Source organism: Enterococcus larvae (assembly GCF_017830045.1).
Classification (GTDB): Bacteria; Bacillota; Bacilli; order Lactobacillales; family Enterococcaceae; genus Enterococcus_L; species Enterococcus_L larvae.
Genome location: NZ_JAEDXU010000015.1, coordinates 67,107 through 89,226 on the forward strand (window position 1 = coordinate 67,107; position 22,120 = coordinate 89,226).

At 39.4% G+C, this 22,120-nt stretch carries 17 protein-coding genes, 12 tRNA genes and 2 rRNA genes; 3 read left to right on the plus strand and 28 right to left on the minus strand.

Annotated elements, in window-relative coordinates; translation table 11 throughout:
* Nucleotides 1-192: 192 nt before the first annotated feature.
* Entirely contained in the window at nt 193-1,056 is an 864-nt protein-coding gene (locus I6N96_RS18980; protein WP_209559146.1) for a MurR/RpiR family transcriptional regulator, read from the plus strand.
* Between the two features lie 149 nt (nt 1,057-1,205).
* Here I6N96_RS18980 and I6N96_RS18985 read toward each other — a convergent pair whose 3' ends face one another.
* The 3 genes from I6N96_RS18985 to I6N96_RS18995 form a co-directional block, all read right to left on the minus strand.
* On the minus strand, nt 1,206-1,874 hold the full coding sequence (locus tag I6N96_RS18985; protein ID WP_209559147.1) for a PepSY domain-containing protein: 669 nt from the start codon (nt 1,872-1,874) through the stop codon (nt 1,206-1,208).
* Between the two features lie 143 nt (nt 1,875-2,017).
* Nucleotides 2,018-3,391, minus strand: a complete 1,374-nt coding sequence (locus tag I6N96_RS18990) for a sensor histidine kinase (protein ID WP_209559148.1) — start codon at nt 3,389-3,391, stop codon at nt 2,018-2,020.
* The gene (locus tag I6N96_RS18995) at nt 3,378-4,088 is read right to left on the minus strand and encodes a response regulator transcription factor (protein WP_209559149.1); all 711 of its coding nucleotides are present in this window, start codon (nt 4,086-4,088) and stop codon (nt 3,378-3,380) included. The genes I6N96_RS18990 and I6N96_RS18995 overlap by 14 nt, the downstream gene beginning before the upstream one ends.
* Nucleotides 4,089-4,357: 269 nt before the next feature.
* Between I6N96_RS18995 and I6N96_RS19000 the strand changes: the two genes are divergently transcribed.
* Nucleotides 4,358-4,921 carry a DUF6434 domain-containing protein gene (locus I6N96_RS19000; RefSeq protein WP_209559150.1) on the plus strand — a complete coding sequence of 188 codons (564 nt, stop codon included), beginning with the start codon at nt 4,358-4,360 and terminating at the stop codon, nt 4,919-4,921.
* Here the strand turns inward: I6N96_RS19000 and I6N96_RS19005 are convergent.
* The 5 genes from I6N96_RS19005 to I6N96_RS19025 all read right to left on the minus strand — a co-directional run bounded on the left by I6N96_RS19005 (nt 4,918) and on the right by I6N96_RS19025 (nt 8,716).
* Complete coding sequence (locus tag I6N96_RS19005) at nt 4,918-6,114, minus strand: MFS transporter (protein WP_209559151.1); 1,197 nt, start codon at nt 6,112-6,114, stop codon at nt 4,918-4,920. The two genes, I6N96_RS19000 and I6N96_RS19005, sit on opposite strands and share 4 nt — an antisense overlap.
* Before the next feature lie 136 nt (nt 6,115-6,250).
* Nucleotides 6,251-6,568 carry a carboxymuconolactone decarboxylase family protein gene (locus I6N96_RS19010; RefSeq protein ID WP_209559152.1) on the minus strand — a complete coding sequence of 106 codons (318 nt, stop codon included), beginning with the start codon at nt 6,566-6,568 and terminating at the stop codon, nt 6,251-6,253.
* Nucleotides 6,569-6,673: 105 nt separating this feature from the next.
* Nucleotides 6,674-7,096: a cupin domain-containing protein gene (locus tag I6N96_RS19015; protein WP_209559153.1), complete on the minus strand. Its 423-nt coding sequence runs from the start codon at nt 7,094-7,096 to the stop codon at nt 6,674-6,676.
* Nucleotides 7,097-7,219: 123 nt separating this feature from the next.
* On the minus strand, nt 7,220-7,732 hold the full coding sequence (locus I6N96_RS19020; RefSeq protein ID WP_209559154.1) for a flavodoxin: 513 nt from the start codon (nt 7,730-7,732) through the stop codon (nt 7,220-7,222).
* Nucleotides 7,733-7,831: 99 nt separating this feature from the next.
* Nucleotides 7,832-8,716 (minus strand): LysR family transcriptional regulator, encoded by an 885-nt coding sequence (locus tag I6N96_RS19025; protein WP_209559155.1) that lies wholly within the window; start codon nt 8,714-8,716, stop codon nt 7,832-7,834.
* Nucleotides 8,717-8,992: 276 nt separating this feature from the next.
* On the opposite strand from I6N96_RS19025, the gene I6N96_RS19030 reads away from it, so the two are divergent.
* Entirely contained in the window at nt 8,993-9,877 is an 885-nt protein-coding gene (locus I6N96_RS19030; RefSeq protein ID WP_209559156.1) for a P1 family peptidase, read from the plus strand.
* 83 nt (nt 9,878-9,960) lie between these two features.
* Here the strand turns inward: I6N96_RS19030 and I6N96_RS19035 are convergent, their stop codons facing one another.
* From I6N96_RS19035 to I6N96_RS19130, 20 genes are all read right to left on the minus strand, one after another.
* Nucleotides 9,961-10,668, minus strand: a complete 708-nt coding sequence (locus I6N96_RS19035) for a winged helix-turn-helix domain-containing protein (RefSeq protein ID WP_209559157.1) — start codon at nt 10,666-10,668, stop codon at nt 9,961-9,963.
* A 319-nt stretch (nt 10,669-10,987) separates the two neighbouring features.
* Entirely contained in the window at nt 10,988-16,231 is a 5,244-nt protein-coding gene (locus I6N96_RS19040) for a Spy0128 family protein (RefSeq protein ID WP_209559158.1), read from the minus strand.
* Nucleotides 16,232-16,585, minus strand: a complete 354-nt coding sequence (locus I6N96_RS19045; protein WP_209559159.1) for a hypothetical protein — start codon at nt 16,583-16,585, stop codon at nt 16,232-16,234.
* Nucleotides 16,578-18,014 (minus strand): helix-turn-helix domain-containing protein, encoded by a 1,437-nt coding sequence (locus I6N96_RS19050; RefSeq protein WP_209559160.1) that lies wholly within the window; start codon nt 18,012-18,014, stop codon nt 16,578-16,580. Before I6N96_RS19050 ends, I6N96_RS19045 begins: the two co-directional genes overlap by 8 nt.
* Nucleotides 18,015-18,709: 695 nt before the next feature.
* A complete protein-coding gene (locus I6N96_RS19055) occupies nt 18,710-19,567 on the minus strand; it encodes a patatin-like phospholipase family protein (protein ID WP_209559161.1) in 858 nt (285 codons plus the stop codon).
* 554 nt (nt 19,568-20,121) lie between these two features.
* The gene (locus I6N96_RS19060) at nt 20,122-20,571 is read right to left on the minus strand and encodes a hypothetical protein (RefSeq protein WP_209559162.1); all 450 of its coding nucleotides are present in this window, start codon (nt 20,569-20,571) and stop codon (nt 20,122-20,124) included.
* Between the two features lie 118 nt (nt 20,572-20,689).
* A tRNA-Leu gene (locus tag I6N96_RS19065) sits at nt 20,690-20,773 on the minus strand.
* A gap of 25 nt (nt 20,774-20,798) precedes the next feature.
* Nucleotides 20,799-20,869: transfer RNA gene (locus I6N96_RS19070), tRNA-Cys, on the minus strand.
* Nucleotides 20,870-20,878: 9 nt separating this feature from the next.
* Nucleotides 20,879-20,950 (minus strand) — tRNA-Gln (locus tag I6N96_RS19075).
* Between the two features lie 30 nt (nt 20,951-20,980).
* A tRNA-His gene (locus I6N96_RS19080) sits at nt 20,981-21,053 on the minus strand.
* Nucleotides 21,054-21,075: 22 nt separating this feature from the next.
* Nucleotides 21,076-21,149: transfer RNA gene (locus I6N96_RS19085), tRNA-Trp, on the minus strand.
* 3 nt (nt 21,150-21,152) lie between these two features.
* Nucleotides 21,153-21,233 (minus strand) — tRNA-Tyr (locus tag I6N96_RS19090).
* Between the two features lie 4 nt (nt 21,234-21,237).
* Nucleotides 21,238-21,310: transfer RNA gene (locus tag I6N96_RS19095), tRNA-Phe, on the minus strand.
* A 22-nt stretch (nt 21,311-21,332) separates the two neighbouring features.
* Nucleotides 21,333-21,405 (minus strand) — tRNA-Asp (locus I6N96_RS19100).
* Between the two features lie 5 nt (nt 21,406-21,410).
* Nucleotides 21,411-21,483: transfer RNA gene (locus I6N96_RS19105), tRNA-Val, on the minus strand.
* Between the two features lie 16 nt (nt 21,484-21,499).
* Nucleotides 21,500-21,571, minus strand: a tRNA-Glu gene (locus tag I6N96_RS19110).
* An 8-nt stretch (nt 21,572-21,579) separates the two neighbouring features.
* A tRNA-Ser gene (locus tag I6N96_RS19115) sits at nt 21,580-21,668 on the minus strand.
* A 50-nt stretch (nt 21,669-21,718) separates the two neighbouring features.
* Nucleotides 21,719-21,792, minus strand: a tRNA-Asn gene (locus I6N96_RS19120).
* Between the two features lie 5 nt (nt 21,793-21,797).
* A 5S ribosomal RNA gene (gene rrf / locus I6N96_RS19125) occupies nt 21,798-21,913 on the minus strand.
* 114 nt (nt 21,914-22,027) lie between these two features.
* Nucleotides 22,028-22,120 (minus strand): 23S ribosomal RNA (locus tag I6N96_RS19130); the annotation flags it as partial.

The window sequence follows — 22,120 nt, forward strand, 5'->3', positions numbered from 1 at the left end:
CCAATTAATAGTTACTGTCATTATTATAGCTGGCTTTTAGCTTTTGATAAGAATTTTGAACGAATTAGATCATTAGTTTCAACATTTTCTAGAAACAAGTGAAAAGAATAAACATTTTGTTCAAAACCTTACTTTTATTCATCGCCAGTCAATAAAAAATAAGGTAAAATTAAATGCAAAGGAGGGATAGTTATGCTAGTCACAGATAAATTGAAGGATCAAGAGAACTTTACCAACACGGATAAACGAATTGCAGATTATATACTACATAACATCACTAAAGTTCCTACGATTACAATTGAGGACTTGGCAAATCAGACATACGCCTCTCACTCCGCTGTGATTCGATTATGCAAGAAAATCGGTTATAGCGGTTTTCGAACATTTAAAAGTGCAATTTCAGAATTTGTATACAGCAAGCTCCATACACAGACTAGTGTAAATGCCAATTTCCCATTTGAGCCTGAAGATTCGGCTATAGGTATTGCTAAAAAGATGGCCGACCTTACCATTGCCAGTGTAAAGAAAACCTTTGCCCAATTAGATGATGATATGCTGAATCAAGCAGTGACCATGTTGACAGAAGCAGATAGAATTTTTTTATTTGCTCAAGGGGATTCTCAAATACGAATAAGAAGCTTTCAAAATAAGCTGATCAAAATCAACAAATTCTTGATTCTTGCAGATGAATATAGTGATAAAAATTGGAATGCAGTCAATATGACGAAGAGAGACTGTGCCCTCTTCGTTTCCTATGCCGGAATAAATTCACAGTATAAGAAAATCCTTCAATACTTTCAAAAAGAAGAGATTCCGACTATCCTGCTTACAGGAAACAACAAATCGGACCTAACTAAATTAGCCGCCCTTCCTATCGTCACAATTCAAGATGAATATGATTTCGTAAAAGTGGGCACCTTCTCCTCTCAAGTCTCTTTTGAATATATTTTAGATACGATTTTTTCAATCATGTATGCGCAGGAATACGAGAAAAATGTGCTCAATCTTAAGCGAAAGCACGACATTCTTCAGACTGGCGTTTTGAAAGAAGACTGATTTCAGCGTAATTATGCAAAATAAGGCAGAGTACATGAAAATTGCTCTATCAATCTTCATGTACTCTGCCTTTGCTTTGTTTTCCCTTAAGCTATATCGCTCTTATATGACCACAGTTTTCAATATAGTGTATATTTTTTTGCTTCATTTTAGTCATCCAGCTCAGTTTCAAGGATATCCCCTGTTTTTGCATCCAACTTCACTGAGGTTTCTGAACGACCATTGACGATTTTCACTTCCCAATAGGTCGTTGTCAATTCCCGTTCAAGCGACCATTCGACTGCTTCTCCCTTACCAACAGCCTTCAAAGCAATATCAGCTGCTTCTTCGATGGTCATAATTCCGTCTAATGATAAGGACTCATTCTCTCGTTCAATTCCATTTCGCTCATCCGCATCCAGCTTTTCTTCACGCTCTTTTGTCAACTCGCCTGTTTCACCATTGACTTTTACTTCATACTCTACAGAATCGTCAACACCCTTGACCTCATAGTAATATGTTCCAAAGGAAGTATCCAGATCCAATGAGGTAACAGAAGCCTCCGGATACGCTTGCTGGAACGCTTTGATTGCTTCATCTGCTGAAACCGCAACAGTCGTTGATCCGATCGTTGTCGATGTATTTGTTGATGTGCTGCTTTGATTTGTGCTTTCTGCTTGAGCACTGCTTTCAGATTCACTATTTTCATCTTTAGAATCAATTGTTGTATTGCTGGTTTTTTGACTGCTGTTTTGCTGCGGCAGTTCATTTTGATTGCTTGTGCACCCTGTCATAATAATTCCTGTAAGTATCAAACCCACTAGTCCTGCTTTTTTCATTTGTATCAATCCTCTCAATTTTTAACTGCAGATCGTTGTTTCATGTTTTCTGAATAAAATTATCTGCTTTGTTGATAACTCAATAGTATCAAACCCATAAAAATCAAAGACCAAAATTTCTTAAAAACAATATGAAGAAATCTTCATTTATCTAATAGCCTTTTCGGAATACTAAGAATAAAACGACTTCCCTTCGGCTGATTATCTTCTACACAAATCGTACCACCGTAAAACAACGTAAGCTCTCGAACAATAGAAAGTCCAATGCCTGAACCTGCTATCTTACTAGACCGTGACTGATCTGCTCGATAAAAACGTTCGAATATCTGCTGCTTTTCAGGGTCTGCAATACCAATCCCTGTATCCGCAACTTCAAAATAGATTTGATCCTCTGATTGTTTCAAGCGAAGCGTGATCGTTCCATCTGCTTCTGTGTATTTCACTGCATTCTCGATCAAGTTTCGAACAATTTGATAAAAGTGTTCATGATTTCCAAAAACCACGACCTGTTTTTCAATTTCCATAATAAGCTGTTGCGGCATCATGACCTGCAGCTCTTCAACCGTCTGAAAAATCAGCTGTGAAAGATCGATTTCTTTTCTTTCTCCAGTTGTTCGTCCTAATGTAAGAAGCTGTTTGACCATCTCCTCCATCCGTTTTGATTCTCTATCAATGAACGAAATTGATTTTGGAATGACCTCCGGATGCTGCTCGCCTCTGCGATTGATCAGATTGACATGACCTCGAATGGCTGCCAGCGGTGTCCGCAGCTCATGTGAAGCATCTGCCACAAACTGTTTTTCCCTTTCAAGAGATTTTCTTTGCTGATCCAACAGCTGGTTGAAAGACTCAGAAACAGTTTTTACTTCCTGGGGACTGTCAGGTACAGTCAGCTCTCCGCTTTGCTGTTCATCTAAACGCAATGAACTGATTTCATGATTCATTCGTGTTAATGGTTGACTGAAATTACGAGCAAAACGGTAAGTAATCACTGACCCGATAATAACAATGAGAAGCGTCAACACAAAGGTTAATGAGACGATTCCCTCAACTAAATCCAGCTTATCTTCCATTTCAATCAGAACAGCAGCCTTGTTGCCGCCTTTATCAACACTTACATAGTAGTAGGGTTCAAAATCGTCTGTCCATAAAATATCGCTGAAAAAGAGCAGTTGCCTGAATTGAGAAAAATCAGAAAACAGCTCTCTTGCGCTGTAAGAATAAATCACTTCCCCCGATTCCAAAACAATTCGAGCATAGTATGGGGAATTTTCTCCCGAGGTATAGGTTTCAAGAAAATCGAGCCACTCCTCCTGAGAATTCGTCTCTGCTTTCTCCATCGTGTCCACAAAGAGTGCTCCTTGCTCTCTTGTAGACTCATAAAGCTCCGTTAAAGCAATACCGACGATCGATAGGCTCAAAACTAAAATTGAGCAAGTAAGTAATAGGATGAATCGAATCGACAAACGATACTGCATGCTGTTTCGCCAATCTGCTCTGCGTTTATTTTTTTTCATGATCCGCCCTCAATACATAACCTGATCCGCGAACCGTCTGAATCAATCTTGTTTCAGGATTATAGTCCATTTTATTTCTCAATGAACGAATATAGACATCGACAACATTAGTCTGCCCAAAATAGTCATAGCCCCATACAACATTCAAGAGTTCATCTCTTGTCAATACCTCTTCCGGTCGCTTCATCAACTCTAAAAGAAGACCAAATTCCTTCTGTGTCAGTTGGATAGGCTCGTCAAATCGTTCCACCATGTGTTTTGCAAGATCCAAAGATAGATCTTGATACTGATATACAAGTGGCGGCTCCTTCAATTGTTCCATCTGTTCAAGCCGTCGTATGATCACTCGAATCCTCGCAAGCAGTTCCTCTATATCAAACGGTTTTGTAATATAATCATCCGCACCTACATCAAGCCCAGTTATTTTATCTGTCAGCTGATCTCTGGCAGTCATCATAATGATTGGAATGTTGCTTTTTCTGCGAATCCTTCTAGCGACAGTGATCCCGTCATACTCAGGAAGCATCCAATCCAACAGAATCAATGACAGCTGTTCTTGCTGCTCATCAAAAATCTTTAGCGCCTCTGCACCATCCTTTGCATGAACAACCTGATACTCTTCAAAGGTCAGCTCTTCAGAGATGAAACTTGCCAAGCTTTCTTCATCTTCTACTAATAAAATCCGGATTTCTGCCATTGTCGATCCCTCCTCATTATTAGCCTAACCACTAAATTTACTTCGGTCAACTATTTTATGATGAAAAAATCTTCATAAAGCTCACTATCACTTTATAAAAAGTAGACAAAATCCCTGATTATACACATCCTATTAAAGATTCCTTACACAAGAAGTGATCTTTACACAGAGTATAAAGCAAAGAAATCAACAGCAATTATTACTCTTTAATAGGATTTATATAAGTGAATCCTATGTTAAAATAGAGAAAAGCAAAGGGGGAACTGTTTATGACCAGACCCGAACTGAATAAAACACTTGATGCTGATACATTCCGCAGCTTTTATTATTTGAAAGAAGAGCTGATCTCCTTTTGTAAACAGGAGGGTATTCAACGTACTGGCAGCAAAAGCGACTTGACCGAACGAATTGCACACTACCTTACAACCGGTCAAAAACTCACAAAAAAATATACATCCCGAAAAAATACGATTGAACTACTTACCCCTGAAACTAAAATTGAAGAAAACTTAGTTTGTTCAGAGCGTCATCGCTCATTCTTTAAAGAGCAAATCGGTTCTTCCTTTTCATTCAATGTCCATTTTCAAAATTGGCTAAAGCAAAACTCTGGAAAAACTTATCAGGATGCTATTCAAGCCTACATTCACATTCTTGAGGAAAAGAAAAAAACACCAACCAAAATAGACCGGCAATTTGAATACAACACCTACATCCGTGATTTTTTTGAACAAAACAACGACAAATCCCTAAAGGACGCTATTACTTGTTGGAAATATAAAAAATCTCTAGCGGGTCACAATAAATACGAAAAAGAGGACCTTGAAATCCTTTAGGTCCTCTTGCTGTGTTCTCTATTTCGGCTTCGCCATAAAATAAGTAAGCTTATGCTTGCTAATATAATTAATACTGTGGCTTCAGAAAAAAATATTCCCGCTGTTCCCGATAGTGGAGAAATTTTTTCGATCATGGAAACCCCTAGCGGTGCAAATGCTGCGCCCAGATTAAAACCAGCCAGCAGTAAAGAAGTATTCCTTCCTGATTTTCCTGTACGATCCTGATTCACTTCGTTGAATAGATATGGGACAAACAAGCGAAATGAAAAACCACTCATTGTTACGGCAACACTTGTCACCAATAATGTAGAAGAAAAACTGACTAGGAATAAAGAACAGGCAAAACCGAAAAATGACAACGGCAAAATAAATTCTTTGACCAGTCGCTGAATCTTCCCGAATAGAAAACCTGCCAACATTGCACCTAGACCTACTAATGCCAGTAGATTACTCCCTGCCGTCGCATCACCATAACCGCCTTCTTGGATAAATCCAGTGATTTTTACTGTGATCGACATATAGATAGTCACTAAAATAATCAACAGAAACACATAGAGTAGTATCGGAACCTTTTTCTTCACTGCCGATTGTTCAGCCAATTCCATAGCTGTAACTGAGCTTCCAACCTGTCCAGTTGTGCCAATGTCAGGAACAAAGCGCTGAAAAAGAAAGAGGATTGGTAAAGCAATACTATAGACTAAAAATGATAATTTCCAATCAATTAGGAGTAATCGACCCACAGAAAAAGTTATCAGCATCCCACCGATTCCTTCAAATGCACTTTGCAAACCAATCATCGTGGAAAGATCACTTCCTTGGTAAAGGGCTGCTGTAAATGAAAAAAGCAACGGATTGAACAAACCGATTCCTATACCAAAGCATATTCTGGAGATGAAAATCAGCCAAAAACTATCTACAAGCAATGGAGCAACACCGCTCAAGAAAACAGTCCCCAATCCAAGAGAAACTGTCCATTTATAACCAATTTTCTCAGCAATCTTTGGACTTACCAAGACAGTTGCTAAAATGAACAACGACGGGATTGTTGTCAGCAATTCAATAAACAGCAATGGGATTTCAGGATACGCTGACTTTATTGCTGGAATGTTTCCCGCGATAGCACCACCGGAAACAACTAATAGAGATACTCCCAGCAACGACAGCTTCATCAGACTATTCTTTTCTTTGACCATTGTCTCCATCCTATTTCCCCATTTCTTCCTTATCCTAGATTGCTATACCTTTCCCAACAAGATATCCTTTAACTTCTCTCAGCTTCAAAAACAGGGTACGCATCCTGTTAGACAAAATCTGCAATTATCTCTGCAGCTATTCGCTGTAAATCTCTTTTGCCAATGTGAATGCTGACCACGCCTTCGGCCAACCTGCATAAAAGGCCAAGTGAGTGATCACTTCAACGATTTCTTCTTTCGTCACGCCGTTTTCCTTTGCAATCTTCAAATGCGCCTCTAATTGCGACGCACCTTGAGTAATCAAGCTGGCACATGTGATTAGACTACGATCCCTAGCAGACATTTTTTGCTCCCGAGACCAAACCTCACCAAATAACACATCATCATTCAGCTCGGCAAATTTTGGGGCAAACTCTCCCAGTATATCTCTTCCTGCTGTTTGTTTCTTTGTCATAAATATTCAGCTCCTTAGTTTATTACGCCAGTTAGGCTTTTCTCTATCTGCATGTCTTAGAACAAATGATTTACTACTCGTCATTTCTCAAGCCATACCGACTTTTTATCCTTCTACTTCGGCATACTCTTCATCTGTGACAGGCTCCAGCCAGTTGGTTCCTCCTAACTGCGGATTAGTCGTGATTGCAAGATGAGTAAACCAACTATCTGCTGCAGCTCCGTGCCAATGATTCACATGAGCAGGAATCGTTACGACGTCACCTACAGTCAACTTTCTCGCTGCTTGACCTTCCTCCTGATACCAGCCTTCACCTCCGGTCACTAAAAGAATTTGCCCGCCTTCATGGCTGTGCCAATGATTACGACAGCCAGGCTCAAAAGTTACATTCCCGATTGGACAATTGAACTGTGGATCAGTCACCAGCATATTCAAATAACTCGTTCCAGTAAAATAGGGCTTGAACTCCACTACACTCTCTCCTAGTGGAAAAATCACACTGTTTTTCAATTCTTCGTATTTAGCCATCGTTCTTCCTCCTTGATTGTTTGTTGGATCATACACCAAAGCTATCATTTTTGTTCATTTAAGCTAGTCATTCCATATGAAAAACCTGAATTATAGAAGCTTGATGTTTTCTTGCTTTTGAGTCTATTTGATCAGGTGGTTCAGCCAATTAGCAATTGTTTTATCTGAAACGGCTGCTTTTGAACCACGAACAGCTAAGCCTGTTTCGATTTTAGCATTTGGGCAAAGTCTTATCATATCTGATACACTTGTGCCCATTGCACTCCCTTCATGGGTGCAAAATGGATAAATCGTTTTGCCGGATAACTCCTGCTGTTTCAAAAATGTTGCGATAACTTGCGGAAATGTCCCCCACCAGTTCGGATAGCCGATAAACAATTCATCATAGTTAGATATATCCTGAATAATTGCTTGGTATTCAGGATGCTTTTGCTCCTTCTTCTCTTGCTCAGCCAATTCAACCATTTCTTGATAGTCATCAGGATAATCTTTTTTAGGAATCAGTCTGATCAACTCTGCCTCAAGATAATCAGCAATTTTTTCTGCAACAACCATCGTATTCCCCTTTGACAGCTGCTTCAGTTGCCCATTCACATAATTTTCACCGCTTCTGGAATAGTAGATCACTGCTCTCATCTCATCGCCTCCTTTCCTCAAAAAAACTGTACCATGCAGCTTCTATCTACATGGTACAGCGCTATTTATTATTGGTCTAATACTTATTAAAAGAAGTATCTATGCTTGAAAGGCATATTTTACTCTTCGTATAAATTCATTGGTTACCGGAGAAAGGACACGATGACGTTTCCATACTAAGACAGAATCCGTGCTTACTTCCGGTAAAAGCGGAATGAATTGTGTGTTCTCGTTTTTCAAATTCATTGATGCGCCTTCGATCATTAATGCCACCCCGACTTGATTTTCCACTAAAGAAAAAACATTGAAAATCAGATTATAGGTTCCAACAATATTCAACTCATCAAAGGGAACAGCCATCCATTGTTCAAGTAATCGCTGAACTTCAGATCTGGCGGAACACAATATAGGTACACCATACAGTTCAGTTGGACGAACACCAATTTTCTGAGCAAGGAAAGAATTCTTCTCTACTAATATCCCCCATCGTTCCTTTTCGGGAAATACAAGGCTCTCATACTTATCTGTCTGAACCGGCTCCAGTAAAATACCGATATCCAATAAACCTTTGTCCAGCTTCTCAGAAATATCATCCCCAGTACCGCTGAACATATTGAAGGTGACTTGAGGGTATTCAGAAATAAATTCCTCCAGCAGTGCTGCTAACACCACAGAGCTGTTAGCTTCCACACAGCCGATCGAAATCGTTCCGCTGAATAATTGCTTTTTTTGATCCTCAAATTCCTGCTCCGTTTTATCCGCTAATGAAATGATTTCTTGTGCACGGTCCTTCAGATATAAACCGGCCTCCGTCAAAACCAGCCTCTTTTTCTCACGAATAAACAGCTGAGCACCTAATTCCTCTTCAAGATTCATCAACTGCCGGCTCAATGTAGGCTGGGTGATATGAAGCAGCTCCGCTGCCTTCGAAATATTGCCCTCTTCAGCAATTGTCCAAAAATACCTCAGTACTCTCAATTCCATAAGTAGCTCCCCCATCTTGAAAATTAGCAGTTCTTTCTTCTTATTATACACGAAGAAAAACATAAGGCCTTCAATTTCATTTGAAACCAGAAAACTTCCAACAGCTCTTCTTTTCTCACTGCTCTCCTCAGTTGCTATTCCCTCATAGTTATAGGCTTTGTTTTTACAAAAAGCAAAGAAAGGATTGAAGTCTTCACAAAAGCACGCTAAAATTCTAGTTATAATTGCAATTATTATTTGGTATAAGAACTCGAATCAAGAGAGGATAACGATAAAATGATAGAGAAATTTTTGATCGGACATGCTGAAAATGAGGGAAAGGATACAGGCGTCACTGTTATTCTAGCACCGGAAGGAGCCGTAGGCGGTGTCTCCGTTCGAGGCGCAGCTCCCGGAACTCGTGAGACAGATCTGCTGCGTCCGATGAATAGTGTACAGCATGCAAATGCTGTCGTTCTAAGTGGCGGAAGCGCCTTTGGACTTGAAGCAAGCTGTGGTGTCATGGATTATCTTCGCGAAAAAAATATTGGGTATCAAGCAGGGAAGCATCGTGTTCCGATTGTTGCCGGAGCCGTTCTATTCGACATGGATTACGGAAAGTTTGATTTTCCTGATAAACAGCTGGGTTATCGAGCTTGCGAAGCGGCAACTTGTGACAATTCTCAACAAGGAAATGTCGGTGCTGGAGTAGGAGCGACTATTGGAAAAGTAATGGGACCTGATTTTGCTTCTAAAGGAGGATTGGGTATTTCAACCATCCAGATCGATAATGGTGTAGAAATCACGGCTATTATTGCTGTTAATGCTTTTGGTGATATTTACAACGAAAAGAATCAGTGGATAGCAGGCGTTCGTCATCCGGAGGGGAAAAACGCAAAAGAACTTCTGCTGGAAGGAACACATCACGACATGTCAGGACAAAACACCACGATTGGCTGCATTTTGACTAATGCTCTCCTGACAAAAGAGCAAGCAAATAAACTAGCTGATATTGCCCATGACGGTTTTGCTCTTGCCATCAACCCGGTTCATACAGAATTTGATGGCGATACTCTTTTTGCATTAGCCAGCGGAGAAAAGGAATGCAGCTTCCTATCCCTATCCACAGCCTGCGTAGAGGTTGTCAGAAAAGCAATTGTTCAAGGTATCCCAAAGACTTAAGGAATTAAATCATTACAGGAAAAAACGCATTTCCCAAACTCAGGAAATGCGTTTTTGAATTGGCATATCAACGCCATATTTTCTTAGATTGCCAACAGATCCAACATGTATCCTTTCGAACGAATTGTTCGTATGAAAGAAGGCCCATTGGGATTATCTTCCATTTTTTCACGCAGATGATAAATCAAGTTTGCCACACGGTATTTTTGGTTGTTGTATTTCTTTTGCCATACTCGCTCATAAATTTCTCCGTATGTAACAACATTATTCCTATTATTATACAATAAGCTGATGACCTTATATTCTAATGTAGTCAATGTTATTTCTTTTTCACCAAGAATTTGTACTCCGTGGTTTTGAGGAATAAGCTTCAGCTTTTGAACGGCTTGATCAGGTTCTTGGTCGATTCCATCTCTCAATGAATCATCGCTCTTATTTCCCTTTCGGCACAAGCTGTTGGAAATGATCAACTGTAATTCATCCTCATCACATTCTTCAGAAAGAATGCCCAATGCTCCTAGTTGAAGATAGACGGTTCTTGTGATTTTTTGAGGAGTAGAAGAAAATACCCATACATCCGCATTCGTTTTTTCTTTAAGCTTGATTAGAATACTACAGGTTTGGACCGTATCCTCCACCGCAATTTCTCGAACAATCACTGCATCAAGCTCCGATATCTTTTGTTCAAAATCATCTAGAGCTAATGGTATCACGTGGATATTATTTTTTTCGAGCTTCTTTGAATAAGATTCAGCAAAATCTGCCGATAAATTAATAATTCCCGCTTTCATAAACTACTCTTCCCCTTTACTTTTCAATCATTTTATTCGTTGATTTTAAAAAGAAGATGTTTCTCCGTAAAGTTGGTCAATGATTCAATTGCCGATACTACTGCTATATGTCTGCTTGAGAACTTCAAGATGCTTCTCAGCAAAGAGCACGAGATCGTCATATACATTAAATATGATCAGGTAATACGTTCGTCTATTAAAGACGAACGCTCCTGTAAAGCTAGAACTTCTGCTTATAAAGGCATACTTTCTTACAAGCCAAACTTTCCATATTACCTGACCCATTCTTATGACCCGCTTTTAAACTTCCGGATTTTTTCTAAGCCTTACGTTTTCTGTAATTATTTACTGTAAGCAGCAGCATTAAGAACAAGCATAAGATTCCTAAATACTCTAACTGCTTTCTATACTCGCTTCCAGTTTTTGGCAGACCCGAGTTCTTTGCTGTGCTTCCAGAACTATTCCCTGTACTTGGCAAGGTCTTTATTGCTTTATTTTCTTTCACGACTGCTACAATGCTATGACTGTCAGCAACAATTGAAAAAGTTACTGGCGTGGTATCAATCTGATAACCTTGTGGCGCTTTTGTTTCCACAAATTGATAGTTTCCAGGTTCTAAATCACCAAGATAGATCAATCCATTTTCATCTGTAATCAATTTTTCTTTGATCACATTACTTTTTTCATCACGCAATTCAAATTCAGCACCCTTAAGAACTTTTTGGGTTGCACTGTCAACCTTCGTCAAGACAACACCTTTTTCTTCCAGCTTGTTCTTTTTGGTCAATGTTTGTCCATCCGTAGATTCCTCAGTTACCTCAAAAGTTATTGGTGTTGTATCAATTACATAGCCTATTGGAGCTTTCGTTTCAACGATCTGATAGCTTCCGGCTTCTAGGTTTTCAATTGTCGCTTCACCGTTTGCATCTGTGATGATAGTTTCATACCCTTCAACAACGTCGCTGTTAGGATACTGTAATTCGAATTCAGCACCAGCAAGTGTTGCACCAGTTTTATCATCGATTTTTTTCAGATGAATCTTCCCAGAAGGAAGAGGTGTGTACTCGTTTTCGAATTGGACAATGTCGGAATAGACTACTGTCGCTTCCAGCTGTCCGCCCTTATCTTCTACTGTTACCGTCGCTTGATACGTTGTTGGGTCATACGTGATCGTATCTACATTTCCCGCTTTTTCACGAATCGTATATTCATGGACGCCTTCAACTGTATAGGCAATCGCATCAAAGTAGATATTTCCATTCGCATCATTTGTCTTTGTTTGAAGCACAGTTCCTTGATCATCCACTAATTCAAATTCGAACTCGCCCGCTGTTAATGCTTTTCCTGTCAGAACCTTCGTTCCTTCCAATACTGCACTTCCAGCCTTTGGCTCGTATTGATTCTCGAACTGCACAACATCGGAATACACAATTGTCGCTTCCAGTTGGCCGCCCTTATCTTCTACTGTTACTGTTGCTTGATACGTTGTTGGGTCATACGTGATTGTATCTACATTTCCGGCTTTTTCACGAATTGTATATTCATGAACTCCTTCTGCTGTATAGGCAATCGCATCGAAGTAAATATTCCCGTTCGCATCATTTGTCTTTGTTTGAAGCACAGCTCCTTGATCATCGACTAATTCAAATTCGAACTCACCGGCAACCAACGTCTTTCCTGTCAGAACCTTTGTTCCTTCCAATACTGCACTTCCAGCCTTTGGCTCGTATTGATTTTCGAACTGCACAACATCGGAATACACAGTTGTTGTTTCCAGTTGTCCACCTTTATCTTCTACTGTTACTGTTGCTTGGTAAGTCGCTGGGTCATAGGTGATCGTATTTACACTTCCGGCTTTTTCACGAATTGTATATTCGTGCACACCCTCAGCTGTATAGGCAATCGCATCGAAGTAAATATTCCCATTCGCATCATTTGACTTTGTTTGAAGTACAACACCTTGATCATCCACTAATTCAAATTCGAACTCGCCCGCTGTTAATGCTTTTCCTATCAGAACCTTCGTTCCTTCTAATACTGCACTTCCAGCCTTTGGCTCGTATTGATTCTCGAACTGCACAACATCGGAATACACGATTGTCGCTTCCAGCTGTCCGCCCTTATCTTCTACTGTTACCGTCGCTTGATAGGTGGTTGGGTCATAGGCGATCGTATCTACACTTCCAGCTTTTTCACGAATTGTATATTCATGAACGCCTTCAGCTGTATAGGCAATCGCATCGAAGTAAATATTCCCGTTCGCATTATTTGTCTTCGTTTGAAGCACAGCTCCTTGATCATCGACTAATTCAAATTCGAACTCACCGGCAACCAACGTCTTTCCTGTCAGAACCTTCGTTCCTTCCAATACTGCACTTCCAGCTTTTGGTGTGTACTCATTCTCGAACTGCATAACATCGGAATACACGATTGTCGCTTCCAGCTGTCCGCCCTTATCTTCTACTGTTACCGTCGCTTGATAGGTGGTTGGGTCATACGTGATCGTATCTACATTTCCCGCTTTTTCACGAATCGTATATTCATGGACTCCTTCTGCTGTATAAGCAATCGCATCAAAGTAGATATTTCCATTCGCGTCATTTGTCTTCGTTTGAAGCACAGCTCCTTGATCATCCACTAATTCAAATTCGAACTCGCCCGCTGTTAATGCTTTTCCTGTCAGAACTTTTGTTCCTTCTAATACTGCACTTCCAGCCTTTGGCTCGTATTGATTCTCGAACTGCACAACATCGGAATACACGATTGTTGCTTCCAGCTGTCCGCTCTTATCTTCTACTGTTACTGTTGCTTGGTAAGTTGCTGGGTCATACGTGATCGTGTTATCTGTTCCTACTTTTTCACGAATTGTATATTCGTGCACACCCTCAGCTGTATAGGCAATGGCATCAAAATGGATATTCCCGTTTGCATCATTTGTCTTCGTTTGAAGTACAACACCTTGATCATCCACTAATTCAAATTCGAACTGATTGGCAACCAACGTCTTTCCTGTCAGAACCTTCGTTCCTTCCAATACTGCACTTCCAGCTTTTGGTGTGTACTGATTTTCGAATTGGACAATGTCTGAGTAGACGACTGTCGCTTCAAGTTGTCCGCTCTTATCTTCTACTGTTACCGTCGCTTGATAGGTGGTTGGATCATACGTGATTGTATCTACATTTCCCGCTTTTTCACGAATCGTATATTCATGAACCCCTTCAGCTGTATAGGCAATCGCATCGAAGTAAATATTCCCGTTCGCATCATTTGTCTTTGTTTGAAGCACAGCTCCTTGATCATCCACTAACTCAAATTCGAACTGATCGGCTGCTAATGTTTTACCAATCAAACTCTTTGTTGCTTCCAAACTAATACTCGTTGCCTTTTTCTTATTATAAATAGTAAACTGGAAGCCTTTGGTATCTGTTACTTTGATTTCAAAGACACCCTCTGACGATAAACCCGCTTGATTTTCAATAATCATTCTTGGGTTATACTGATCCAGACCTGATACTTCTTTTAGCTTATATTTCCCAATTGCCAAATTTTCAAAGGTTACTTTCCCATTTGAATCAGTAGTCTTTTGTTCCACTTCAGCACCTTCGACATCCCCATCATATTTCACAACTGAAAATACAACATTAGGAAGATTGGCTAACGAATCTTGGTCTTTTTTGACAATTTCTACAGTCCCTTTTGGAATTGTTCCATCGCCGCCACCGTCTATTTTCTCAAACTGAACATCCTTAACACCTGATTCAGCATTACCATTTTCAAAGTAGAGAGCAGCATCATTATCAAATGATTCTTGATCTAAATGATCATCATCTACCTTAGTAACAATATTCACTAAGAATCCAACAATTCCCGTGTCTTGACTGGCATCAAAAAGTCGTTCAAATGCAGCTAAGGTATTTTCCTTATTGGCTGTTGGCAGAGTAACATTTGAATCATATACATCACTGACTCTTTGAAGTGCAGCAGCTTTTGAAGAACCAAAGCTCAAGCTGTTTGCTGTATCGGCAGCGTTTGTTACAGGGAAATTCCCTAAGTTCATGATCACAGTCTGTTTTCCGGAACTATCGATAAAAATAGTATAGGTCCCCGGAGTTGACGCTTTGACAGCATCATAGCTTTGCTCATAGGTTGCAGATGGAGAAACTTGAGTAAGTCCAAGTTCAAAGGCATGAACCTGTTTTGCGTAAAGCTTAGTTGAATCCGCTGCATCAACCATTAAAACAGGGATTTGCAGGCTAATTGAAGTAACCTCCAAGCCTTCTTCAAGCGCATCAACTAAAATAGTATTTTCAAATTTATTGACCAGTGCCTCTCCTTTATACGCTCGCATCAGATCATCATAGTTTGTGACGATCCTCCAACTGATTGAGTTCTCATTCGCTCTTTGTGAGCCTTCCTTACTCAGCTTTTTATACGTATTAGGTCCAACTTCGTAAAGAGGTGTTTCCCCGATTTCAAAATTCGGCAATGGAATCGTACCGATTTCAACCAGTTCACCCGCTTCTTTTGTTTCATTCAACGAGCCTTGGAAAACAAGGTAGCCATTAGTAATTGATGTGATATTATTTGTATTTAATACGTCATTAAACTCTATTCTCAATTTCGAATGATCTCCTGATGCATTCAATCGATATTGTCCAACATTGTAAGAAACACCATCTACAGTTACATTCAAAGCAACTGGTGCAGTTGGCGCAAATTTGAAAATAGACGGTAGATCGATTTCGATATAGTCACCTGCAACAACAGCTAAGGAGTTCAGCATCTCCCAATTGATTGTCAATCGAATGATATCGCCAACTTGTGCACTATCACCATCCATGATTTCCACCCAGCCGGCACTTGTATTTTTCTCTAATTTGACTGCTGTTACATCAAGTAAACTGCTGATATCCATACCTGCTCTTGTCAATCTGGAAGCTTGAATATCATTGTTTTCTTCTGTCAGCTCTTCCAACGGATAGTCATCTTGATACTCCTCTTCGCCAATTGCTTCTTCTTGCTCTGCAGAGGCTTCATAATACAGCATTGATAACACATTGTTCCCAAAATCCACGATTTCTTCTGCTGCATCATTTGCTGCAGTCATTGCTTCCAGTTCAAGATCGCTTTCGTAAAATTCAAGCGACTCACTATCCGGCGTCACGCCATCCTCTAAAAATTGATAATTCTGCTTCAATGTCAGGTAGAGCAGATTATCGTTTACGTGATACGTTCCATACTCATTTGCCAATTCCCCCTGAGTATTTTGAAACATCAGATTTTCAGGAAGCTTATAAATAAGAGTTGTTCCTTCTTCAATTGGGCTCGCCTCACTAATCCGCCAATGAAGCTTCGCCTTTATTTTACTGCCGTGTTCAATTCTGTTTTCTTCCGTAACCTCGTGATTTTCTTCACTTGTGAAAGTAACAGCACTAACTACAATGTCTACAGTATCTGATGAATGGATCGTTTCTGCTATCGCCTGAATTGGCAATAGATTTAGAATTACACTTAGCAATGCAATGATTACACCAAACTTGTTTAACAAATATTTTTTCTCCACTTAAGTAATCTCCCTTTTATTTTTCAGTCTTGTTCCAAAAAGGACTGTCCCGCTCTTTTTAGCCAAGTACTTCGGCAATACTACTGAGTCCTCTCCTTCTGGTAAATAAGCATTTTCTTCTAATAACGTGATCTTATCCTCTATGTTTCTAAATATCTTCCTCTTAAGATCATCTTCACTATGATTTGAAATAACTAAAGTATTATCAGAGTCATCTGCACTTATATACTGAGTATTTTTTTTCATACGATATTCCTGCTGCAGCAGCAACGGACTTCTATTAAGATATAAAAAACCAGTTGGGGAAAACAGACTTACTGCAATTACCAGGTATTTCCAATTTTTTTTATTCATGGTCTACTCCTCTGACCTTTAGTAATAGTTCTCCAAACTCTTCCCAATCATCTGGGGTTGGAGGACGTTTCCAAATCATTTGTTCACAAATCAGTTCCTCTAAGGCAAAATCAGAAAGGTAGATCTGTGTCATGGAACTTATGCTTTCTTCATACACAATGTGCATGCTTTTCAGTGTTAACAGCATCATACGAATATAGTCGTTATAGCTTTTACCGTGAGAAAAGTCGATACACACATAAATCGGTTCTTCCAACTCTTCTACAGGTATCTTAGTGATTAGGAAGAAAAGATAATCATAATATAGCTTGTTCTTCTCCTGTGTACTTTCAAACAGTGCATCGTCTAAATTTCCTATAAACGTTCGTACAAACTGCTCAAACCTTGGGTTGACCTCCTGAAAGTATTTAAGCTGTACCTTTAAAATGAAAGAGGATTCTCTAAAATGATAGACAAGCCACCTTCTGTTGATCATGGTTAAACCATCTGCTAATTCCTGATAGTTCGTCAATTTTTGAAAATTCGAGTTGAACTGTTTAGACAGCTTGGTCAGCAGTTCCATCGTTATTCGCTTTACGTCCTTTTCACTTTCCAAATTTAAGTATTCTTCTACAGAAGTAGGCTCAATCTCTTCTAATCCTAAAAATAAAAAGAAATAGGAAATCTCTTTTTCACAGCTTCCTCTGGAAAGAGAAAAGTTTGTTACCATGATCCTCATTAAGTATTCCTTCAATGTATTGTCCTTCATTCTTGTATACTCTTCTTTAACAAGATGACCATGACTGATTCGAGTCAACCAGACATTGATGAAAAACGTTAGCTTATGTTCTTTTGTTTTTGGTATTGAGACATTTTGATAGTTTACTAAAAAATCAATGATCTCTTTTGTCATTTTGGAAATTTCTACTGAAAAAGGATTACTGATGCCATTGAACACATCATAGTAAAAACCAAAAACAAAACTTCGCAAGCGAAATTCAGAGCCAATCACTTGATTTTTATTTAACTTAAAATTCTCTTCACTCAAAAGTTTTTTTACATACTTTTGGTATTTATAGGCTAGTGATCTGCTGACAGGCAGCTGCTCCAGCTGTGTTTCCACCCCCATTTCCTTTGTTATGAAGCTATGAAACATGAAAAAGTAAGGACTTTTTTCTAAATAGTACAGCCTCATCTTTTTCAAAAGTAAATTAGTTATTCCACTCAGGTGAATTTCGCCCGTTGGCTCAACTATTATAGAGGATTTTTCTTCAACTAGCAGTAAGGTATCCTGCAAAGCTTCCAGATTTTTCTCAGCCTTGTACTTGGAAAGCTCCAATATTTCGCAAATTTGATCTACAGAACAAAATGTAGATTTTCTTGCTTCAAGAATTTGCAGCATGTACAGCTGATATCGCTCTTCTTCCATAAGTAAATCATTAGGACTCATTCTACTTCCCCTTTACCTACCATTTTGACTATGGCATAACTTCATAACAGTAGTATTTACTATTCTAAAATTATCCCATTACTACTATTAAAATTGAAGTAACCCTCGTCTCCATTTTTTTTACTTATTTAAAAAAATCGAGACATTCAGATGAATAAGATATAAAATTTTATTCATTATGCTATTTTAAAATTAGCATATAGATATTACCCTCCAACAGGAATGAAGAATAAAAATATTGATACCATGTATCAATTAGAAAAAATATTGATATTTTTTCTAAATATTCCTTCCAATCCTTCAAAAGAAATATCCAGTTCTCCCTTCTTTTTCTTCCAAATAATTTATATTTTTTTCAAATCTATGTATAATGAATCGTAAATTTTCCTTTCATTAGATACTCAGCTATATTTCCCCCTCTTTTTTACAGAGTAAACCTAATACATTAAATATTATTCTCAGATTTAAATTAAATAATAAATAAAAAAATACCAACACTAAAACTTTACAGGAAAAACTGATACCAATCAATCCGTACTCAATCAACATTGCTTCAAATGATGTAAGATTATTGATCAAAAACCAGTAGCTTTCTTGATTCTTTTAATTTTTCCTCCATATTACGGTGCTGCTGCATAAAGAATTCCAATTTTAAAAGGGTGCAGCATAATCTTGCCGCACCCTTTTAGCTGATTCTATTTTTGAACTAAGTAAGCAACCATTTGCTTCAGTTGTTGATCTGTCACTATCTTTCCATGCTCATACAACGCCTCTAGCTTTCTCTTGTCCTTTTCTACTCTGGAAACATCTACTGGATGCTCCGGACGAAAAACAAACAATCGCCCCTCTCTTTCCAGACGATTGATCTCCTCCAGCTCTTCATTATAACGTTGAGGACGTGTAATAAAGGCGTTCACAAATTCTGGATATTTCCGGTAATATCGTGCTGCAAGCTTATTAACCCGCTGACTGTTCTCAGGCTTTCTATACGCAATATCCTGTGTCAGAACAACAACGATCTTTTTATACCCAAGATCGATTGCCCGCTGGTAAGGGATCGATGAACTGATTCCTCCATCAAGATAAGGATGCTCATCTACTTTACGTATCTTAGAAACAAGCGGCATACTGGCAGATGCCTTAACTGCTTCAAACTGATCATTGTCGCGCATCTTTCTAAAATAATCGCTTTTTCCAGTTAAACAATTTGTCGCACCAATCTCGAACATTTGCTCAGAAGACAGATATGTCTCGTAATCAAATGGGATATAGGTCTCAGAGATTGGACCAAAAAGAAAATCAAAGTTGAAAATCCCTCCGTGGAAAAAAAGATTTCTCATCCCAATATAGCGTTTATCATGCAGGAACTGAAGATTCGTTTCAGCAGTTCGACCTACTTGCTTAGATAAATAGTTGACTCCACAAAGTGCTCCTCCTGAGACGCCATTTACATATTCAAACTCAATCTCATTTTGAATGAATCGATCCAATATCCCGCTGGTAAAGAGAACACGCAATGCTCCACCTTCCAAAATCAATGCTGCTTTTTCCATAAAATACCTCCCTTAGCCACTCGTTTATAAGTAAAATTATAGCACAAAGTACTTAATCAATTACAAATAAACCATTTAGCAGCAAAAGCGGGGGATGATATATTCTTATTCTTTATTCTCATCAAGTGTTAGTCATGCATCGATATTCTATCAAATAGAAAAAAGTTTCCATTCATTCTTTCCCATCTCTTCTAATTTGTAGTTTTCCAATACCATACTCTAAATAAGCTTTTTTAGGAGATCGTTTAGATGCCGCATAGCAGTTGATACTTGTTGGAAATAAGCAGATAGCGGTTGAAACATTTACATTTACCTAATTGACTATCCTCAAGCCGCTTAAATACAAGTTAGTAATATAAAAGAAACATCAATCTATTTTTCTTAATTTAATAGATTAGCTAAGTATTTCCATATCTTTATTCCAAAACAAAAAAAGATCTATCAGACAATCGAAAATGTTGATAGATCAATACTACCGGTGGCCGAGGTCAAACTAGGACGCCCTCGCAGGCACTGGATTTTAAGACTATAAAATACAATTAACTTTTTCAATTTTAATCATTAAAATTCTCTTCAATCATCCTTTCTTTAAAGTGGTTACTTATCTCAATAGAAATATTATCTGTAGGTATATTCAGTTCCCAATTAATATCGTAGTCATCTCTGGAAGGTCCTATATCACAAAAAATGCGCAACTTATACTCATTATCAAAAACGATTTCTAAATCATATTGAGGGCTCAAATAAACATTTTTCACTTTTCTTCCTTTAAGAACCGGACTCTTTTCACCTATCAAACCATTGGGACTATCATTACTCTCTGTTGGTAAAACAGTATCTGAAGAGGTAACAATCACCTTTTTCCCTTGCTCAATGCGCCAAGAACACCAAATAAATATATAAGATGTATCTTCAAACTCCAATACCAATGTTGAACCTGCACCACCACCAGCCGTACTTTTAACTACAGTTTGAGCTACCAGTCTCTTTATTTTATTTTCCATTTGCTATATCCTCCGCAATTTCTAAGATTTCTTGATAACTAAAGCCTTGTCCCGTTATTTCATCTCACAGAAAACAAAAAAATCTATCAAACGTCCGAAAACGTTGATAGATCAATGATACCGGCGGCCGGGGTCGAACCGGCACGCCCTCGCGGGCACTGGATTTTGAGTCCAGCGCGTCTGCCAATTCCGCCACGCCGGCATGTCATAAATTTTTAATTATTGCAAGGCGGTAACCGGATTTGAACCGGTGATGAAGGTTTTGCAGACCTCTGCCTTACCACTTGGCTATACCGCCATAATTAAACTGGGGTAGCTGGATTCGAACCAACGAGTGACGGAGTCAAAGTCCGTTGCCTTACCGCTTGGCTATACCCCAAGTACCTAAACCTCTTTTTCAAAAGGTAAGGGCGAACGACGGGAATCGAACCCGCGAGTGCCGGAGCCACAATCCGGTGCGTTAACCACTTCGCCACGATCGCCATAAAACTTATTAAATTAAAATGGCAGGGGTAGCAGGAATTGAACCCACACTAACGGTTTTGGAGACCGCTGTTCTACCTTTAAACTATACCCCTAAATGGAGGAAAGTGGATTCGAACCACTGAACCCTAAGGAACGGATTTACAGTCCGTCGCGTTTAGCCACTTCGCTATTCCTCCATAATGGCGCAAGACAGAATCGAACTGCCGACACACGGAGCTTCAATCCGTTGCTCTACCAACTGAGCTACTGCGCCAAATGATATATAATGTTACTAACGGTCCCGACGGGAATCGAACCCGCGATCTCCTGCGTGACAGGCAGGCATGTTAACCCCTACACCACGGAACCAGTTATGGAGGTTAACGGGATCGAACCGCTGACCCCCTGCTTGTAAGGCAGGTGCTCTCCCAGCTGAGCTAAACCTCCAACGAATATTCTCAAATGACCCGTACGGGATTCGAACCCGTGTTACCGCCGTGAAAGGGCGGTGTCTTAACCACTTGACCAACGGGCCAGCAAAAACGGAGAGTAAGGGATTCGAACCCTTGAGACAGCGTTAGCCGTCTACATGATTTCCAATCATGCTCCTTCGGCCACTCGGACAACTCTCCAGAGTTGAAAAGAAGCACTCTAATTACTCTACACTTTCCTGAAAAAGGAACTCCGGCAGTAGGACTCGAACCTACGACATCATGATTAACAGTCATGCGCTACTACCAACTGAGCTATGCCGGAATTTTGCGCGGCGGCGTCCTACTCTCACAAAGGGAAACCCTTCACTACAATCGGCGCTAAGAAGCTTAACTTCTGTGTTCGGCATGGGAACAGGTGTATCCTTCTCGCTATCGCCACCACACTGGTGTTGTTGGTATATTTACTTTTGAGTTTGCTTTTGCTCACTCAAAACTGGATAAATCAAATCTCTTCAACACAATTCTTACCAAGTTCATTTTCTTACTCTTCCAATTCTTTGGTTAAGTCCTCGACCGATTAGTATTGGTCCGCTCCAACCATCACTGGCCTTCCACTTCCAACCTATCTACCTGATCATCTCTCAGGGGTC

Excerpts from the sequence above, each read along its gene's own strand:
- I6N96_RS19050 (WP_209559160.1), bottom strand. The coding sequence starts at position 18,014 with ATGAGTCCTAATGATTTACTTATGGAAGAAGAGCGATATCAGCTGTAC.
- I6N96_RS18995 (WP_209559149.1), bottom strand. The coding sequence starts at position 4,088 with ATGGCAGAAATCCGGATTTTATTAGTAGAAGATGAAGAAAGCTTGGCA.
- I6N96_RS18985 (WP_209559147.1), bottom strand. The coding sequence starts at position 1,874 with ATGAAAAAAGCAGGACTAGTGGGTTTGATACTTACAGGAATTATTATG.
- I6N96_RS19045 (WP_209559159.1), bottom strand. The coding sequence starts at position 16,585 with ATGAATAAAAAAAATTGGAAATACCTGGTAATTGCAGTAAGTCTGTTT.
- I6N96_RS19025 (WP_209559155.1), bottom strand. The coding sequence starts at position 8,716 with ATGGAATTGAGAGTACTGAGGTATTTTTGGACAATTGCTGAAGAGGGC.
- I6N96_RS19035 (WP_209559157.1), bottom strand. The coding sequence starts at position 10,668 with ATGAAAGCGGGAATTATTAATTTATCGGCAGATTTTGCTGAATCTTAT.
- I6N96_RS19060 (WP_209559162.1), bottom strand. The coding sequence starts at position 20,571 with ATGGAAAATAAAATAAAGAGACTGGTAGCTCAAACTGTAGTTAAAAGT.
- I6N96_RS19000 (WP_209559150.1), top strand. The coding sequence starts at position 4,358 with ATGACCAGACCCGAACTGAATAAAACACTTGATGCTGATACATTCCGC.
- I6N96_RS18990 (WP_209559148.1), bottom strand. The coding sequence starts at position 3,391 with ATGAAAAAAAATAAACGCAGAGCAGATTGGCGAAACAGCATGCAGTAT.
- I6N96_RS19015 (WP_209559153.1), bottom strand. The coding sequence starts at position 7,096 with ATGGCTAAATACGAAGAATTGAAAAACAGTGTGATTTTTCCACTAGGA.
- I6N96_RS19020 (WP_209559154.1), bottom strand. The coding sequence starts at position 7,732 with ATGAGAGCAGTGATCTACTATTCCAGAAGCGGTGAAAATTATGTGAAT.
- I6N96_RS19030 (WP_209559156.1), top strand. The coding sequence starts at position 8,993 with ATGATAGAGAAATTTTTGATCGGACATGCTGAAAATGAGGGAAAGGAT.
- I6N96_RS18980 (WP_209559146.1), top strand. The coding sequence starts at position 193 with ATGCTAGTCACAGATAAATTGAAGGATCAAGAGAACTTTACCAACACG.
- I6N96_RS19010 (WP_209559152.1), bottom strand. The coding sequence starts at position 6,568 with ATGACAAAGAAACAAACAGCAGGAAGAGATATACTGGGAGAGTTTGCC.
- I6N96_RS19055 (WP_209559161.1), bottom strand. The coding sequence starts at position 19,567 with ATGGAAAAAGCAGCATTGATTTTGGAAGGTGGAGCATTGCGTGTTCTC.
- I6N96_RS19005 (WP_209559151.1), bottom strand. The coding sequence starts at position 6,114 with ATGGTCAAAGAAAAGAATAGTCTGATGAAGCTGTCGTTGCTGGGAGTA.